At 57.1% G+C, this 18,066-nt stretch carries 14 protein-coding genes and 1 pseudogene; all 15 read right to left on the bottom strand.

Annotation, left to right across the window (positions count from 1 at the left end):
- Positions 1-199 precede the first annotated feature (199 nt).
- Complete coding sequence (locus tag ACXAD0_RS10555; RefSeq protein WP_475088363.1) at positions 200-1,837, bottom strand: AMP-binding protein; 1,638 nt, start codon at positions 1,835-1,837, stop codon at positions 200-202.
- 112 nt (positions 1,838-1,949) lie between these two features.
- Entirely contained in the window at positions 1,950-2,399 is a 450-nt protein-coding gene (locus ACXAD0_RS10550; RefSeq protein WP_475088362.1) for an SCP2 sterol-binding domain-containing protein, read from the bottom strand.
- Positions 2,377-4,170 carry an acyl-CoA dehydrogenase C-terminal domain-containing protein gene (locus ACXAD0_RS10545; RefSeq protein WP_475088361.1) on the bottom strand — a complete coding sequence of 598 codons (1,794 nt, stop codon included), beginning with the start codon at positions 4,168-4,170 and terminating at the stop codon, positions 2,377-2,379. Before ACXAD0_RS10545 ends, ACXAD0_RS10550 begins: the two co-directional genes overlap by 23 nt.
- Positions 4,171-4,366: 196 nt before the next feature.
- Positions 4,367-5,437 (bottom strand): AraC family transcriptional regulator, encoded by a 1,071-nt coding sequence (locus ACXAD0_RS10540; RefSeq protein WP_475088360.1) that lies wholly within the window; start codon positions 5,435-5,437, stop codon positions 4,367-4,369.
- Positions 5,438-5,641, bottom strand: coding sequence for a hypothetical protein (locus ACXAD0_RS10535; RefSeq protein ID WP_475088359.1), 204 nt, complete (start codon positions 5,639-5,641; stop codon positions 5,438-5,440).
- 30 nt (positions 5,642-5,671) lie between these two features.
- Complete coding sequence (locus ACXAD0_RS10530) at positions 5,672-6,007, bottom strand: hypothetical protein (RefSeq protein WP_475088358.1); 336 nt, start codon at positions 6,005-6,007, stop codon at positions 5,672-5,674.
- On the bottom strand, positions 5,994-6,194 hold the full coding sequence (locus ACXAD0_RS10525) for a hypothetical protein (protein WP_475090365.1): 201 nt from the start codon (positions 6,192-6,194) through the stop codon (positions 5,994-5,996). The genes ACXAD0_RS10530 and ACXAD0_RS10525 overlap by 14 nt, the downstream gene beginning before the upstream one ends.
- 243 nt (positions 6,195-6,437) lie before the next feature.
- A pseudogene (locus tag ACXAD0_RS10520) lies at positions 6,438-7,138 on the bottom strand (lyase family protein); the annotation flags it as partial.
- Positions 7,139-7,579: 441 nt separating this feature from the next.
- Positions 7,580-8,134, bottom strand: coding sequence for a DUF4399 domain-containing protein (locus tag ACXAD0_RS10515; protein ID WP_475088357.1), 555 nt, complete (start codon positions 8,132-8,134; stop codon positions 7,580-7,582).
- A gap of 271 nt (positions 8,135-8,405) precedes the next feature.
- Positions 8,406-8,837: a hypothetical protein gene (locus ACXAD0_RS10510; RefSeq protein WP_475088356.1), complete on the bottom strand. Its 432-nt coding sequence runs from the start codon at positions 8,835-8,837 to the stop codon at positions 8,406-8,408.
- 218 nt (positions 8,838-9,055) lie between these two features.
- Entirely contained in the window at positions 9,056-11,095 is a 2,040-nt protein-coding gene (ligA, locus tag ACXAD0_RS10505) for an NAD-dependent DNA ligase LigA (RefSeq protein ID WP_475088355.1), read from the bottom strand.
- Between the two features lie 83 nt (positions 11,096-11,178).
- Positions 11,179-12,426: a cell division protein ZipA gene (zipA, locus tag ACXAD0_RS10500; RefSeq protein WP_475088354.1), complete on the bottom strand. Its 1,248-nt coding sequence runs from the start codon at positions 12,424-12,426 to the stop codon at positions 11,179-11,181.
- A 21-nt stretch (positions 12,427-12,447) separates the two neighbouring features.
- Positions 12,448-15,951, bottom strand: a complete 3,504-nt coding sequence (gene smc, locus ACXAD0_RS10495; RefSeq protein ID WP_475088353.1) for a chromosome segregation protein SMC — start codon at positions 15,949-15,951, stop codon at positions 12,448-12,450.
- A 200-nt stretch (positions 15,952-16,151) separates the two neighbouring features.
- A complete protein-coding gene (gene ccmI / locus ACXAD0_RS10490) occupies positions 16,152-17,393 on the bottom strand; it encodes a c-type cytochrome biogenesis protein CcmI (RefSeq protein ID WP_475088352.1) in 1,242 nt (413 codons plus the stop codon).
- Positions 17,386-17,946, bottom strand: a complete 561-nt coding sequence (locus ACXAD0_RS10485; protein WP_475088351.1) for a cytochrome c-type biogenesis protein — start codon at positions 17,944-17,946, stop codon at positions 17,386-17,388. The genes ccmI and ACXAD0_RS10485 overlap by 8 nt, the downstream gene beginning before the upstream one ends.
- Positions 17,947-18,066: the final 120 nt, after the last annotated feature.

Here is an 18,066-nt window from a genome sequence, read left to right as displayed (position 1 = left end):
GTCCTCGGGTGCTTTCCTTGCGCAATTCACAACAACTGATTGCAACAGGCGCGACAGTCCGCGCCACCAATCAGCCAGGCAGTCTAAAGGTATAGACCAGTGATACGCTGTTCGTGGACTCATCGACGCCCGATGGGAATATCCGCAAGGCAAAAAAAGCCCGCTAACAAGCGGGCTTTTTCAGGCGGCGATCTCGCGATCAGGCACTCACTGGCGTCTCCAGTTTGGCCATCTCTTCGTCGCGCAATTCGCGACGCAGGATCTTACCTACGTTGGTTTTCGGCAGGTCCGTACGGAACTCTACCTGGCGCGGCACTTTGTAAGCCGTCATGTTCTCGCGACAGTATGCAATGACCTCTTCCTCGGTCAGGGAATCGTCGGATTTCACAACGAACAGTTTCACTTGCTCGCCACTCTTCTCATCGGGAATACCAATCGCAGCGGCTTCGGCGACTTTGTCATTCGCACTGACCACATCTTCGATCTCGTTCGGATAAACGTTGAAACCAGACACAATGATCATGTCCTTCTTGCGATCAACGATTTTGATATAGCCATCATCCTGAATAACCGCCATATCGCCGGTATTCAGCCAGCCTTCACTGCTGATGGTATCGGCGGTCGCTTCCGGACGCTCCCAGTAACCCTTCATAACTTGCGGGCCACGCACGCAGAGTTCGCCGGGCGTATTGTTCGGCAGGTCGTTGTCGTTCTCATCAACAACTTTCACCTCGGTGCCTGGTACAGGCAAGCCAACGGTACCCAGCTGAACAGCACTCGCGGGATTGAAAGAAACCACAGGAGAGGTCTCTGTCATGCCATAACCCTCGGTCACCACGCAGCCGGTCATTTTCTCCCAGCGCGTCGCGGTATCACGCGTCAACGCCATACCACCGGAAGCGGTCGTGTGCAGCTTGGAGAAGTCCAGCTCGGCGAAGCCAGGTGCACGCATCAGACCATTGAACAAAGTATTCAGGCCGACGAAGCCAGTAAAACGTACGCCCTTCAGGGTTTTGACGAACGCCGGAATATCGCGCGGATTCGGGATCAGCAGCGAGTGGTTTCCGGTTGAGAACAAAGCCATGCAGTGGATGGTGAAGGCGTAGATGTGGTAGAGCGGCAGAGGCGCAACGTAATACTCCTCACCCTCTTTCATCGCGTCGCCCATTGCTTCGCGCACCTGTTCCATATTGGCGACCAGGTTGCGATTGGTCAGCATTGCACCCTTGGCAACGCCCGTAGTGCCACCGGTATATTGCAGTACAGCAACCTCTTCCGGGGCACGCTTGACGTCTTCATGGGGCTGCTTGCCACCCTGCGCCATCGCTTCACGGAAAGAAACGGAATTACTGAAGAAGAACTCCGGCACCATTTTTTTAACGTATTTGGCGACACTGTTGATCAGCACGCGCTTGAGCGGGCTGTGCATATCAGCGATTTCACTGACGATCACACGCTCAACGCCTGTTTCTGGCACAACCGCAGAGGCGGTGTCAGCAATATTCGCCAGAACCACCAACGCTTTTGCACCGGAATCGTTTAGCTGATGCTTGAGCTCACGCTGCGTGTAAAGCGGGTTGGTATTCACGACGATCAGTCCGGCACGCAAAGCGCCGAATACAACGACCGGATACTGCAGAACATTCGGCAGCTGCACAGCGATACGATCGCCGGGCTGAAGGTCGGTGTGGTTTTGCAGGTAGGACGCAAAATTGGCGCTGAGCCGATCAATATCCCCTACGGTGAGTGTTTGCCCCAGACAGGTAAAAGCCGGTCTGTCACTAAATTTGGTGCAAGCGTTTGAAAAAACGTCAAGTATGCTGCGGTCGATGTCCAACTTTCTTCTCCCAGTCCTGTTGTTGCCGCTGGTCCGCGCTTCCGTTGTTATATAGACGAAAAATCGCTGTGACAGGAACTACTGCGGTCGCAGTAGGTGCACGAACCTATATTTATTGTGTTTGTGTTGTTGTTGCAGGAAATAAATCCGCCAATGCGGCGGCTAGTTCCCTATCACCGGAAAATTGAATTTCTCCAAGAAGGAATGCATGGCGTGCGCTCAAGCGCCCTTCCACGATGGCATCCAGAGTGTCACGCGACAACTCCAACACCAGGTCGGCGCCGACAAACTCTCCCGGCTCGGAAGCAGCGCGGGTTTCGCCCTCGCTTCGCGACAACGCGACGCAAAAATCGTCAGCGTCCGGAAGCCGGAACTGTACCCGAGTGACTGCGCGCAAACAAGGCATCCCGCCCAGACGGGCCACTACTTGCTGAGGAAGCTGCATAGATACCTCGATACCTTGAAGAAACGCACAAATTTGATGCGTTGAAAACGTCAACCGCCGGTCATTGACCGGCGGTTCCGTGAATTTCTGTTTATTAGAATGAGAAGTGCTCAGCACCCAGTGACATCAGATTGTCTGCGCCACTCTGCATCGCTGCCGCATGTGCTGCAGTGCGCGGCAGGATACGATCAAAGTAGAACTGTGCAGTCGCAATCTTGGCGCGGTAGAAATCCGCGTCGCCTTCGCCGGCGGCAAGTTTTTCATTAGCCACTTTCGCCGCACGCGCCCAAAGGAATGCGAGGGCGGCGTAGCCGGAATACATCAGGTAGTCGACGGATGCCGCGCCCACCTCTTCCGCATTCTCCATCGCCTTCATGCCGACGTTCATGGTGATCTCGCCCCACTCCTTGTTGATTTCCTGCAAACGGGAAACAAACGGAGCCAGTGCTTCAGTATCAATTTCAGCCTGACAGAACTTGTGGATCTGCTTGGTGAAGCGACGCAGCATTTCACCCTGGCTCATCAGGACTTTTCGGCCGAGCAGGTCAAGCGCCTGAATACCGGTGGTTCCTTCGTAGATGGTGGCGATACGTGCGTCACGCACGTTCTGCTCCATACCCCATTCAGCGATGTAACCGTGACCGCCGAAACACTGCAGACCGAGGTTTGCAGATTCCAGACCGGCTTCGGTCAGGAAGGCTTTGGCAATCGGCGTGAGGAATGCCAGCAGGTCGTCGGCTTCTTTCTTTTCCTCTTCGCTGCACTTGTAAGAACGGTCGACCAGTTGCGCGCACTGCAAAATCAGCATGCGGCCGCCTTCAGCAAACGCCTTCTGGGTCAGCAGCATGCGACGTACGTCCGGGTGAACGATGATCGGGTCGGCAGCGCCTTCCGGATTCTTGGCTCCGCTCAGGGAACGCATCTGCAGGCGATCACGGGCGTAGGCCAGAGACTTCTGGAAGCCGGCTTCCGCGTGAGAAACACCCTGCAGCGCAGTGCCGAGACGCGCGGTATTCATAAAGGTGAACATGCAGTTCAGGCCTTTGTTGGGCGGCCCGATCAGGTAGCCCTTGGCGCCGTCGAAGTTCAGCACGGCAGTCGCGTTACCGTGGATACCCATCTTGTGCTCCAGAGAGCCACAGGTTACGCCGTTGCGCTCACCGACTGAGCCATCGGCAGACGGAAGGTACTTCGGTACGATAAACAGGGAAATGCCTTTGGTGCCGGCAGGGGCATCAGGCAGGCGGGCCAGTACGATATGTACGATGTTTTCCGCCATGTCGTGCTCACCGGCAGAAATGAAAATCTTGGTACCAGTGAGGGAGTAAGAACCATCTTCATTGGGCTCTGCCTTGGTACGCAGGATACCCAGGTCAGTACCACAGTGCGGCTCGGTCAGACACATGGTGCCGGTCCAGCTGCCCTCAACCAGCTTGGTCAGGTAGGTCTCTTTCTGCGCGTCGGTACCGTGCGCGTCCAGCGTATTCATCGCGCCGTGAGACAGGCCCGGGTACATGCCCCAGGACCAGTTAACGGTTCCGATCATTTCGCTCAATACGGTACCCAGTGAGGGCGGCAGGCCCTGGCCACCGAACTCCTCATCATGCGCCAGAGATGGCCAGCCCGCTTCTACGAACTGCTGGTAAGCTTCCTTGAAGCCTTCGGGGGTCGTTACCTCACCGTCATTCCAGGTACAGCCCTGCTGGTCGCCAATCTGGTTCAGAGGGGCCAGCACGTTTTCGCAAAACTTGCTGCCTTCTTCGATAATGGCGTCAACCACGTCAGGGCTCGCCTCGTCATAGCCCAGGCTCGCGTAGTGGCCGTCAAAATCGAACAGTTCGCGCATGGCGAAACGAATGTCACGCACTGGAATTTTGATGTCGGTCATCCTGCTACCCTCATTTTCACTGTTGTATCTGTATCAGTTCTTGGTATTGCCGGCACAGAGTACCGACTGGTCACAATTGTGACCAAGAATTACGATTGGTTCATAATAGTAGTCGGGAGTCGGACGGCTCTATAGCGAAACCCGTCCAAAGCGCTGACAAAAATCGCGCGTCAGTGCTCCAAAGTATCAAGACTGATCAGTCAGGCAGGACTGCCTGGCCACGGCCGCCTTTGCGATACTCCCCGGGCGTAATCCCGGTCCATTTCTTGAAAGCGCGGAAGAAGGCACTCGATTCATCAAAACCGAGCATTTCCGCAATCTGCCCATTGGAGAGATCCGGGCAGCTGAGGTAGTGAAAAGCCGCTTCCATACGGCATTCGTCCTTGAGTTTCTGGTAGGAAGTCCCCTCTTGCTGCAACCGCCGGCGCAAGGTTGTGACGGACATATTGAGGCGTTCCGCAACGACCTCTGCAGCAGGCATCGACTCACTCACATCCCGGTTGAGAATCGTCTTCACCTTGGTTTTGATACTGTTTGCACTGCCATCACTGATCACCAGGTGATAGGGCGCGGTACGAATAAAGTCTTCCACGGTCTGCGGACTTTGCACAACCGGGTAATCCAGATAGCGACTGTCGTACTCCAGGGCATTGAAAGGCTGATCAAAGCAAAGTTCGTCCGCCTCACTCTGGGCAAGCGTGCGGAATTCCTCCGGACAGGGGAAAGAGAAATGCAGGCGCGCAAGCGGAATTTCCCGGCCAACCAGCCAACAATAAAACCGGTGCCACACTGCCAGTGTAGTGCGCACGACACCCGGATTAGTGTTCGCCAACAGGGACTCAAACTCGCCGTCTGCAAGAGAGCTGATCCCGCGAATCGACACCATTTCCCGGCCGTCTACAGGACCTCGCAGCACGGGTTTCACTTTGAACCCCCGGCAAATTTCCATGAACTCGGCACTCAAGGTGATGGCCTGGCGAATGGTCGCACAGTTCACCACCATCAGGCACAGCAAGCGAAAGGAGCCAGAACGCACCCGGCCACCACTGAGCATGCCAAACCACTCGTTCTGGACTTGCCACATCACCCGTTGGTACAAGCGTCCATATTTCAGCGCGGAGAAAGCGGCAACGCCCTGCAACTCGGACTCATCGATATCGACAGAACTCAGCAGTTCCGCACGATCACAGCCATTGCGCTCCGCCTCTTCGAGCAAACGCTCCAGATAGGCGATCGGGATCCGAATATCTTCTTCAGAAATTGCCATCTATTTGCGACGCCCGCGGAACCAGTTCAGCAATGCACCGGCACCCAGCGCAACTGCCACAATCGCCACCAGAAACACCAGCAACAGAACCAGGTAGGAAAGCACCGTTTCCACCGGCAAATCCCAACTCAAGATGGCTGCAGCAATAAACGCTATACAGGCGAGCACGCTGGTTATGAAGGAACGACGTGTTTTCTTGGCCATACGAATTCCGACGGTCAATTGAACCTTTGGTCAGCCGGTAATACCGGCACTACCATTGAATGATGGGTAGGATAACCGATGCGGCGCGGAATCGTGAGCCAAAGCCCTTCGCGTGTCAACGTCGCCGGAGGTTGCCATGGATAACAGACTACTTTTTCGACAGGAAGATCGCTCGAGCCTGCTGAGACTCTTCAGCTGGTTAAGCGGAATGACCGCGATGATCGGGTCACTCATGTTGGGTGTCTTCTTGCTCGCATGACCGGACTTCATGGGCCACATTGCTCCATCGCGCCGCCCTCGACGCGTCACCGACACGTCGGTCAGCGTCGCGATGAAGATCTCTCGTCGGGCGCTAGGACTTCTCATCCGGCATTCCTCCTGCAACCAAGCGCCGCGGGTCTAATAAACGTGACAGCGTCTCTTCGTCCAACCCACTATCCTCGCGGGCAACGTCAATAATGGGCCGATGCTCTCGATAGGCGCGCTTGGCTATCTGTGCCGCTTTTTCATAACCGATCACCGGATTGAGTGCCGTCACCAGAATCGGATTCATCGACAGGGATTCACTGAGAGAAACGCTGTTGACCTGAAACTCGCCTATTGCCTTGTCTCCTACGAGCCGCAGGGCTGCTGACAGTAACTGAATGCTCTCCAGCAACGTTGCCGCAATCAGGGGCAGCATTACATTCAACTGAAAATTTCCACTCTGTGCAGCGACCATGATCGTCGTATCGTTGCCCATGACTCGCGCCGCCACCATCGCCGCAGACTCCGGAATAACCGGATTGACTTTTCCCGGCATAATGCTGCTGCCCGGCTGCAGCGCCCGCAGTTCGATTTCATGCAAGCCCGTCAAGGGTCCGCTATTCATCCAGCGCAAATCATTTGCGATTTTCATCAGGGCAACAGCAACCCCTTTCAGCCCACCCGACAGTTCCGCTGCGGTGTCCTGACCACTGATCGCAGCAAAACTATTTTCAGCAGGGTGAAAGCCGACTCCCATATTGGCGCTCAGCGCCTGACAAAACCGCTTGGAAAAATCAGGATGGGCGTTCAGCCCCGTACCAATCGCCGTCCCCCCTGGGCGAGCGCGGACAAGCGAGGCAGTGTTTCCTGCAGACGTGTCCTGCACAATGCGACCTGCGCTTGCCACGCTCCCATTTCCTGACCCAGGGTCATGGGTACAGCATCCATCAAATGGGTTCTACCCGTCTTGAGCACCTCGCCCACTTCACCTCGCTTGTTTTCAAGCACCGTCTCGAGATGGTCCAACGCAGGTAATAGCCGCTCATGCACGGCCTGATATGCACTGACGTGAATCGCACTGGGAATCACGTCATTACTACTTTGCCCCATATTGACATCGTCATTGGCACTGAGCGATACACCCGTCAAGCGTTCGGAAAGATGTGCCAGGACTTCGTTTACATTCATATTCGTGCTGGTGCCAGATCCGGTCTGATAAATGTCCACCGGGAACTGGTCTCGCAGTGGCATCTCGCCCAGTTGATCACAAGCATCAGCGGGCTTTCCCACTGAATCTGGTGAGGATTCGGCATCAATGCGCGCAAGAAGAAAATCACAGGCGAGAACGATGGCATCGGCCTTTTGTTCTGGCAGTTGACCCAACTCCTGATTGGCACGAGCGGCTGCACGTTTGATTTCTATGATCGCGCGAATAAATGAAAGCGGCAGGCCATGCCCGCTAACAGGAAAATTTTCACAGGCTCTCTGCGTCTGCGCCCCAAAAAGTGCTTTTGCGGGCACCCTTACCTCTCCGAGACTGTCTGACTCCAGACGATAGGCGCCCCTCTCCAGGCCCGACACATCGGCAGTACCAGTCGTGCTCTTTTTGGGATCCATGGCAATTTTCTCAGTAAAAGGTAAGGCTTGCCGGGGTCGAATATGTCCATTCGACCCGAGTACGCACCAGGCTCATTACTCAACAATCACAGTAATCTTTTCAGAAAAAACCGGCGGGCTGTGGGGCACATGCAGGTAATTGCCCAGCAACAGTTGTAGCGTATGTTTACCCGGAGGCAGCGTAATTTCGGTTTCGGTTTGACCACCACCGAAGTGCAAAATGTTATCGGTTACGGGCAGCGGCATGGTCATGTCCGGCAGTTCATCGACATTGATTAACACATGAAAATGACCCGAATACTTTTTGTCAGTACCCGCGGGCACCACTTCCATGCCATCAATGCCGAACTGCACCTTAAAAGTCCGCCCGACCGTTTCACCATCTTTCGGCGAAACAAAATATATCTTCGCATTCGGGGCAGATTCACTGAGCATACCGCGATCTGTCGAACCGTCGGCAGATGGCGTCACCTCAATCGCTTCTTCGCTGACCACTTTGTCCATGGGGCGTTCGCTGGGAGCTTCCCGTTCGGCATCGCCGGTGCGCCGCTCTCCACGCGTACAGCCAGCAGTGGCCAGCAACGCTACGCAACCCAGCATCAATACACCACGAACCAATACCGGTTTCATAGGAAACCCCTCGCTGTTACTTTGGTAATGCATCACCGGGCCATTGCGTCGCTCCCCGCAGCCCGATGAATGCACACACTGTACTCTCCAGCGCCTTTGGATCCAAACGATGGGCAGAAATAGCAACCTGGCTTAAAAAACCATGCGGTCTTAAAACAGCATTCTAAAAGGCGATGGGTGAAGACATCGAGGATTCTAACGGCAGTAACCGGCACAACGGCCCCGCGACTGCAAAAGTCAGCGCAACAAGGATGCAGACCAGCGACCTGCGTCAGACAGAAACACGACCTTCCTGGGTCCACTCACAGCGCACCTGCATGTCGCCACTGCCTGGCTCATGGAACAGGCCGGCGGCCTCCCAGGTAAATGAATGGATTCCGGACAATTCTGTTTCCAAATGTACGGTGGCGGACACCCAGTACATGCTGCGCAGCAGCTCCTCAAACTTCTGGATCCAGTGATTCCATTCGTACTCCACCGCACGGTAGGACGCACCAAAGTGAATCACATCGGTTTGATACTGAGATTGCTTTACCTTGATGGTAGGCACAGAGAACATATCGCGGCAAAGAAAGGGCCACTCATCCGCACTGGGCAGCGCAAGAATTGCAGAACGGTTGATACGACGCCGTTCGGTACTTCCCGCAAGATTATTACTGTCCTTGATACATCCGTAGACAATGGATTCCTGATCGCCTAGCACCGACTGTTCCCCAACGACCGGGCCAAACGACCCGGAGAAAGATAATTCGAACAGCCTCACTTTACCGGCGCCTATCAGAGAAAGCTACCGTTGCTAGCGGAATTGCATCTCAATCAGAAAACCTTGCATATAAAGCGAGCAACCCGCGCAGACTTCGAGCAAGAGCCTGGGACTGAAAGACCGTGAGTCAGTCAGTATGACTTGCCGAAAAATACCGCTCAGATCTCGATACCGAGCTCACCGAGCTTCACCAGGAACTGATCTTCGTCGAGCGTATCAATACCCAGCTCTCGCGCCTTGTTGAGCTTGGAGCCAGCACCAGGGCCGGCCACAACGCAACTGGTCTTGGCCGACACACTCCCGGCCACTTTGGCCCCCAGCTGCTGGAGGTAATCCTTGGCCTCGCTCCGCGAGAGCGTCTCCAGTTTGCCGGTCAGCACCCAGGTTTGCCCGGCCAGGGGTTGCGCGTCGGCGTCTGTCTGCATCGCATCCCAGTGCACCCCTGCCTGACGCAGCGCCTCAATCTCTTCCTGTGCATGCGATTGCTGGAAAAACTCGGCAACGAAATGGGCAACCACAGGACCGACATCCTCGACTTCCTGCAAGGCCTCAACGCCAGCAGACATCAAGGGGTCCAGCTCACCAAAATGACGGGCCAGGTTACGGGCGGTAGCTTCGCCAACTTCGCGAACACCAAGCGCATACAAAAACTTCGGCAGCGTCGTCGTTTTGCTGTGCTCGAGCGCGTCGATCAGGTTTTGCGCGGACTTTTGCCCCATTCGTTCAAGACCGGCCACGGCGTCCACATCAAGATGGTATAAACCGGACACCGACTGTAGCAGCCCCTCATCGACCAACTGATCGACCAGCTTGTCCCCCAGCCCCTCAATATCCAGCGCCTTACGCGAGGCAAAATGCTTGATCGCCTGCTTGCGCTGGGCACTACAAAACAACCCGCCACTACAACGGGCCACCGCCTCACCGGGCACAGACTCTACCGGCGAGTCACACACCGGACAGTGGTCAGGAAATTCTATCTCGCGGGCACCATCAGGGCGTTTACTCTTCACAACAGACACGACCTGGGGAATGACATCCCCAGCGCGGCGGATCACCACCGTATCGCCAACTTTGACCCCCAGACGGTCAATTTCATCGCGATTGTGCAGTGTTGCATTCGACACGGTGACGCCGCCCACAAAGACGGGCTCCAATCGCGCCACCGGTGTAACGGCGCCTGTGCGCCCCACCTGGAATTCAACGTCTTTGAGTACCGTCATTTCTTCCTGCGCAGGAAACTTGAAGGCCATTGCCCAGCGCGGTGCCCGAGCGACAAAACCGAGGCGTCGCTGCAACGGCGTGCTGTTGACTTTAAATACGATACCATCGATGTCGTAGGGCAGCTGATCGCGTTTTTCGCCCAGTTCCTGATGGTAGGCAATACACTCTTCAATATTGCCTGCAGCGCGCATCTCCGCGTTAATCCGGAAACCCCACGCATGTAATTGATGCAGGATATCGGTGTGTTTTTGCGGCAGGTCGGCGCCCTCAACAAGGCCAACACCGTATGCACACATCTCCAGCGGACGTTGCGCGGTAATTTTGGAGTCCAGCTGTCGCAAGCTGCCCGCCGCTGCATTGCGCGGGTTCACAAAAGTTTTTTCACCGGCCTTGCGCGCCCTCTCATTCAACGCCTCGAAACCGGCCTTTGGCATATAGATTTCACCGCGCACCTCCAATACTTCCGGCACCCCATTTTCCCTGAGGCGCAACGGCACCGAGCCAATGGTACGGACATTGCGCGTGATATCTTCACCGGTGCTGCCATCCCCCCGCGTTGCCGCCCGCTCCAGTACACTATTGCGATACAGCAGGCTCACCGCGATGCCATCCAGCTTGGGCTCGCATGCATACTCAACCGGATCCTGGGTATTGAGACGCTCGCGCACACGTCGATCAAACTCACGTAACTCGTCGTCATCAAAGGCGTTATCCAATGACAACATCGGTACTTCGTGTTGCACCTCTGCAAAAGCCGTCAGTGGCTCAGCGCCAACACGCTGAGAGGGCGAGTCAGCCGTCTGTAACGCCGGGTAATCGGCCTCCAGGCCCTGCAGCTCCCGCAGGCAGCGGTCGTACTCCACATCCGGCAGCTCAGGATTATCCAGTACGTAATACTGGTAATTTGCCTGAAGCAAAATTTTTCGCAGTTCCTGTACTCGAGCGCGGGCCTGCGCCGGGACTTCTTTAGCTGTCATTGGTCGAATAGAAAGATCTTATTGTGATTCGAATGGGAAGAGAGCACCGTTGACCCGCTATCCAGCGGGCCAACCTCTATGTCTCACGCCTGAGCGCGCGCTAGTGCCTTGCGGCGTTGGAACTCAGCGACACGCTGGCGGTAGTGCTCGGCAGTCTGCGCCGTGAAGACACTACGATGCTCATCTTTTAGCTCGCCTCCGAGCTGCTCTGCCACCTGGCGCGCCACAGAAAGCATTGCCTGGAGGGCCTTGATTGCCTCACCTTCGATCGGCAAGGTCAAAAACAAACTCAGGCCGGGTGTGGTGAAATCTTCCATTTGCCCCAGGTCAAACACACCGGGCTTTACCATATTCGCCAGACTGAACTCGATCGGGCCGTCATCCAAGCCGTCACGGTGGTAATGGAATATCTTCATGGTGCCGAAGCGCAAACCCGCCGCGAGCAATACTCGCAACAGGTCGTTACCTTCAAAGCAATCGCCTTCCCGGGCAACAATATTGATAATCAGGACTTCTTCCACCGGAGGCTTCTGCTCTGGCTCAGGGGTGGGGCCAGCGATTTTGCTCGACACCTTTCTGCCCTTCACGCGCACCTCGGGAACCGCCGCAGCCTCGGATACCGCCCCCACAGAACGGGATGTGTCAGGCAAGTCCTTGAGCAGCTCCGCACTGGCAGACTCGTCGAGGGAAGGCTCGCAACGACTGCTGTCGCTCACCAGAGACTCCATCAGGGTGGGCACCTGGTCTTCCAGGTTCAAGCTGGCTTGCTGAGGCGCAGCCTGGGCAGCCTGTGGCGCTGGCGCTTTCGCGGGTTGCGCAATGGTAGGCGCCGAAGTGTTCTTTTGTTCGCGGGCAGCCTCCAGCGCCCCGGTATCGCTGGGCTCTGCGCTCGCTGCAGGGACAACAGGAGCAGGCTCCAACCGTTCCCCACGCTCCTCACGCATCTCACGCACCTCGGGCAATGATGGCTCATCGGCTTTTTGTGCCGACTGGGACGGCGACGTGGCCACTTCTGCCCGCTCACTCTTTTTGCGGCCGGGCTGTGCGCCCTCGTATAACTGACGATTCAACTGCTCTGCATCTTCGGCACGACGTTGAGAAACCCGCACCTTACCCGGAAGCTCCCGCGCGATCTGCGCACGCCGGGCTTCTTCTTCTGGATCGTAGTCCTCCGGCAGGTTATCCAGAGGATCGCCGCTACCCTGCATCGCCCGTGAAAGATTGCGGGAAACACGCACCGTATCGCGCTGGCGCTTAACGGCGCGGCGCACACCATCAGCAACTGCCACCAACACGACGAGTGCCAGAATGGTAATTAGCCAATTGTCCATTTCAGCAAATTCCCCTGCACCTTATGCGGAAGCGAGTTCCGCAGCTTCCTCAACGTTGACCGATACCAGACGTGAAACGCCAGGTTCATGCATCGTGACGCCAAGTAGCTGGTGCGCCATTTCCATGGCGATTTTGTTGTGAGTGATATAGATAAATTGCACGTGCTGGGACATCTCTTCAACCATACGCGCATAACGACCAACGTTCGCGTCATCGAGCGGTGCATCCACTTCGTCGAGCATACAGAACGGGGCCGGATTGAGGCGGAAAATCGAGAATACCAGCGCAATGGCCGTCAAAGCCTTTTCACCACCGGACAGCAAATGAATTGTGCTGTTTCGCTTGCCGGGCGGGCGCGCCATGATCGCGATGCCAGTATCGAGCAGGTCCTCACCGGTCAGCTCCAAGTAAGCGTGACCGCCGCCGAACACTTTAGGGAACAATTCCTGCAGGCCCGTGTTGACCTGATCGAAGGTTTCCTTGAAGCGGGTACGGGTCTCTCGATCAATCTTCTTGATGGCGTTTTCGAGCGTTTCCAGCGCATCGGTCAAGTCATCGTACTGACGATCAAGATAATGTTTACGCTCGGACTCTTGCTTGTACTCGTCGATAGCCGCCAGGTTTATGGCACCCAGTCGCGAGATACGCGCCGCAACCAACTCCAGCGCTTCCTGCACTTGAGATATCGTCAGGTCACCAGGCAGCGCCCCCAGAACCTGGTCTACATCGTAATCCGACTCACGCAGCTGCTCTACCAGGCCATTGCGCTGAACTTCCAACGTTTGCGCAGCCAGGCGTTCCTGTTCCAACTGGGCACGAACACCCTGCAGTGCAGACTCGACCTTATGGCGCTCCTGCTCCTGCTCGCGCAGCCCGGATTCGACTTCTTCGAGCTTCTTGCGGGCGGTACCGAGCTCGCCCTCGATATCGAGTCGTTCGGCCAGCTTTTCTTCCAGCTCGCCCTGAAAGTCCTGTGACGGATCCTGAGTCTCCGTCATCTGCTCCTGCAGCTGCTCGCGACGGACGCGTAAACGCTCCAACTGCTCGCGCATCACCTTGAGCGTGCGCTCCAAGCTGATCATCTGGGTACGCACGGACTGTTCACGCATCGCCAGCTCGTGCGCACGGTCTTTGTCCTCACGGGCACGCTGGCGCGCCGCGTCCAGTGACTCGCGCAATGATTCACGTCTCTCGAGCAATGTCTCGCGCTGGTCGGTATCATCGCTCATGGCCTCAACCGCTTCCTGGAGCAACAAGCGCGCTTCAGACAGGGATTCAGTTTCCATATCGAGCTGCTCACGCACCTCGGCAATTTCCTGCTCAACGCGGTTGCGGCGCTCATTCATCTGTTCGGCGCGCGCGCGACGGGCAGATACCTGGCTGCGCAGTTCGGCTTCGCGACGCGCAAATTGCTCTGCTTCACTGCGTGACTGCTCGATGGCGGATTCCAGCTCAGCAGATTTTTCGCGCAGGGACTCTCGCTCCGCAGACAACGTTTCGATCTGCTCTTCACAGGCAGCGATGGACTGCTCCAGTTCCTCCAGCTCCTGCTTGCGCGCCAGTACACCGGACTCCGCATCGGACGCACGACTGACACGCAGCCAGTTGGGACCAACCCACAGACCATCACGCGTCACGATCGATTCGTGCGCCTCCAGTTGGCCGCGCACGGCCAGGGCGGCAGTCAGGTCTTCCGCGGTATAGATTCCAGCCACCACGCTGCCGAGCACTTCGGGCCCCGTGACGACGGCTGAGAGTGGAGACAGCGAACTGTCGGCGACTGCCGGTACCGCACTGCGATCAATAAACGTGGCCTGTCCGCTTTCCAGCGCTCCGAGGGCTTCGGTGAGGCTTTCCAGTTGATCGACACAGAGTGCCTGCAGCTGGTTACCCAGTACCGTTTCAACGGCTTTTTCCCAGCCGGCGCTGGCACTGACCTGGTCGGCGAGTCGCGGCGTATCAGCCAATTGCTGCTGCTGAAGCCAGTTTTCAACCGACTTGCCCTGCCCCATGGCCGCCTGCTGCAGCGCTTCCAGCGAGGCCTGGCGCCCGCGACTGGTCTGCAGCTCGAGACGCAGCTTATCCAGCGCACTGCCGAGTTCGCTGTCGCGGACTTTTTGCTCCGCCAGTGCTTCATTTTTTTCAGCAACTGACTCGCGGCGTTCAGTGGCCTGCATCTCCAGCTCAGCCATCTCTTCGTTGAGCTGCTCCAGGTCACCGTCTTCTTCCTGACCGACCAAGCCTGCCTGTTCACTCTGGAGCTTGTTAATACGTTCCTGCAAACGCTGCCCGGAAGTTTCCAGATGCTGAATACGGGACTGCTGAACCTCGGCTTTCTGGCGCGAGCCGGACGCACCGGCATTAAACTGGTCCCACTCATTCTGCCAGTCGCGCATCTGGTCTTCCGCGCTCAGCAGGGTCTGGGAAGACTCCTCCTCCGCGGCCTGGACCATCTCCATATCCGGATTGATGACTTCGAGTTCCGCCTCAAATTCAGCGGCTTTCTCCTGATCGACCTGCAGGGCGGTCTCCGCCTCGCGGAATTCCTGCTCGGTCTGCTGCAGGTCGGATTGCAATCGGGTGTTGCGTTCGCGGGCGTGCGCAATGCTCTGTTCAAGGCGCGCAATGTCAGCACCAACCGCATAGAAGCGACCCTGAACTTCATTGAAGCTATCAGAAAGCTCGTGATAGCCCACTCGCTTCTGTTCGATATCGGTATCGCAACTCACCTGGCGAGTGACCAGTTCTTCGACCGTGAGCTCCAGCTCCCCGATCTGACGCTGCTTGTCGCCGGCCTGATCGTCGAGATCCCGGTACTTCAGGGCCTGCAAATTGGCCTTGTGCGCGCGCTCCTCTTCTTTGAAGCGACTGTATTTTTCGGCGGCCGCAGCCTGTCGTTCCAGGCGAGACAGCTGACGATCCAGCTCGTCGCGAATATCGGTGAGTCGCTCCAGGTTCTCGTGGGTACGGCGCATGCGATTTTCGGTATCGCGCCGGCGCTCCTTGTACTTGGAGATACCCGCAGCCTCTTCGATGTAAACCCGCAGCTCCTCGGGTTTGGCCTCGATGAGCTTGGAGATCATGCCCTGCTCAATAATCGCATAGCTGCGCGGGCCAAGACCGGTACCCAGGAACAGGTCGGTCACATCGCGACGACGGCACTTTTCGCCATTCAGGTAGTAATTGTTCTGACCATCACGGGTAACACGGCGCTTGACCGAAATCTCCGCGAAACCGGCATAGGCACCAGTCAGCTTGCCCTCAGAGTTATCAAACACCAGCTCGATGGATGCCTGCCCCACAGGCTTCCGGCCGCTGGAACCATTGAAGATGACGTCCGTCATGGAGTCACCGCGCAAGTTTTTCGCAGACGACTCCCCCATAACCCAGCGCACGGCGTCAATGGTATTGGACTTACCACAGCCATTGGGGCCGACAACGGCACTCAGGTTGGACGGAAAGTGGACAGTGGTCGGGTCAACGAAAGATTTGAAACCCGCAAGCTTGATGCACTTCAGACGCATGTAATTTGTAACTCGATTTGTATTGTCTGCCGGCAGGCGCCAGGGAGGCAGGCCCAGGCCGCACCAAATAGGCGATTGTACATGTCTGAGCGAGTGGTTTCAGCGCTTATTTACACACAAATGACACGGGCACTTGCCGTGCCGGCACCCCCGCCATAGAGGCAGGCGTGACCAGCACGTCAGGGAGGAAATGAGAGGACTTAGAGCTCTTCGTCGATGGTAATCGACACGGGCTGAACCCATTGCGCGGACGGCAGTTCTGCCACAACGCCCTGCCAGTCACCCGGCGCAGGACGGGCATCCCCCTTGAGGGCGAGCCGGGCAACCACCTGAACCGCATCAACGGTGGCCAGGGTCGCACTGGGCATCATCGCGCTGGACTTATCCAGCACCACCTCAGCGGGCAACTGACTGGCCGTCAGACGAACAATCGCCAGCGGCATCCGACTCTGGGTACCACGGGCATAGATAAACACCGGTGTGTCCGCAGGGGCGTCAATCCCCTCGGCCAGTGAAACACTGACCCGGATTGAGGGTTCCGCAGGCTGCGCACCATCCACCGCGACAGCTGCGGCTGCGGCACCTTCCATGCTGGCATCGGCCAGGGCTTTCTCTGCCCGCGCCACACCGGCCGCAAGCGCCTGTGCAGAGGGAGAATCTCCCGGCAACTGACGCAGGGCGCGCAACCAGTAGTCCCGCGCAGCGGTGTAATCCTGCGACTCGAATGCCGCAATTCCCGCGAGTCCCAGAGCAGTGCCGTTATTAGGCTGTTCCGCCAGCACCTGCTGTACCAGACCACTGATCTCCGGAGAGATCCGGGATCCGTTCGCAAAGAACAGCGCTTGCGCGAGCTCAGCCTTGAGCCCAGTCGCCTGCGGCTCTCGCTCGATCACGTACTGATAAGACGCCACCGCAGCACGCAGATCACCATCGACCATCTGACGCTGGGCCAGCGCGTAGCGACTCGTGAGATCGTCCGGGTTGCGCTCTGTCCACGCCTCCAGACCGGCGGAGATACGGGCTTCCAGCACCTTGGAACTCTCGCCCTGCTGACTCGCCACGATATCCTGATAGAGCACCAAACCCGCAGCATTACCGCTGTACTGATACAGCCCCAGGGCCAACATCGGCACCAGCACCGCCAGGACCAGCAGCAGCCCGCGACCGCCACGCGCCGTCGCATGCGCACCGACGTCAGCCTCAGCCGCGAGCAGGTTGCGGGCGATTTCGGTCTCCATTTGCGCAAACTGGCCATCATCGACCTGCCCACCCTTGCGGGCCCGCTGCAAGTCGGCTAACTGCTCGCGATAGACCGTTGCCAGCGCCGCACGATGCCCTTCTTTGCTCGACGCGTTACGACCCGCTCCGCGCGCGGCTGGCCAGAGCAGAAAGGACACACACAGCAGGGCCAGCAAGGCCATCCCTATCCACATTTCAATCATTCTGACGCCCCTCTTGCGGCTCACGCTCCTGCGCAGTCAGGGCATCATCCCCAACCAGACGGCGAAGACGCTCGCGCTCCTCACCGGTGAGTTCGCCACTATCGTCACTTTGCAGCGCCCCGGTGCCCGAGCGCGAGCGCATGACAATGACCAGCAACACAATCAAACCAATTGCCCCAAAAACACCCGGAGCGAGCCACAGCGCCATGGTATTGCTCTGCAACGGCGGACGGTAGAGGACAAAATCCCCATAACGGGCAACCATGTAGTCCCGGATTTCTATATCGGTGAAACCCTCTTCCAGCAGGCGACGTATTTCCCTGCGCAAATCCTGAGCCACCGGCGAATCCGAGCCAGCCAAATTCTGGTTCTGGCACTTGGGGCAGCGCATTTCTTCAATCAACACATCGTAACGGGCCGCCAACTCCGGTGTGGACAGTGGCTCCACTTCTACGGCGGCGACCACCATTGCAGAGATGGTCATTCCCACCAGCAGCGCTATCAGCCGCAAAGGACGAAATATCCGGCCTGCCAAGTTCACGATCTGCCTCACGGGCCCCTCCGAGCGGTAAGTGGCAAAAATTGAGCAGAGTATACCAGCCCGGAGGCCCTACCACACGGGCCGAGATCAGTGCCAAATACTACTTAAGCTATTGAAAGACAAAAAATTTTA

This window comes from Microbulbifer sp. ABF4_148, assembly GCF_056158985.1.
Note: the sequence above shows the minus strand (reverse complement) of the source record. Positions and strands in the feature narration are given on the sequence as shown.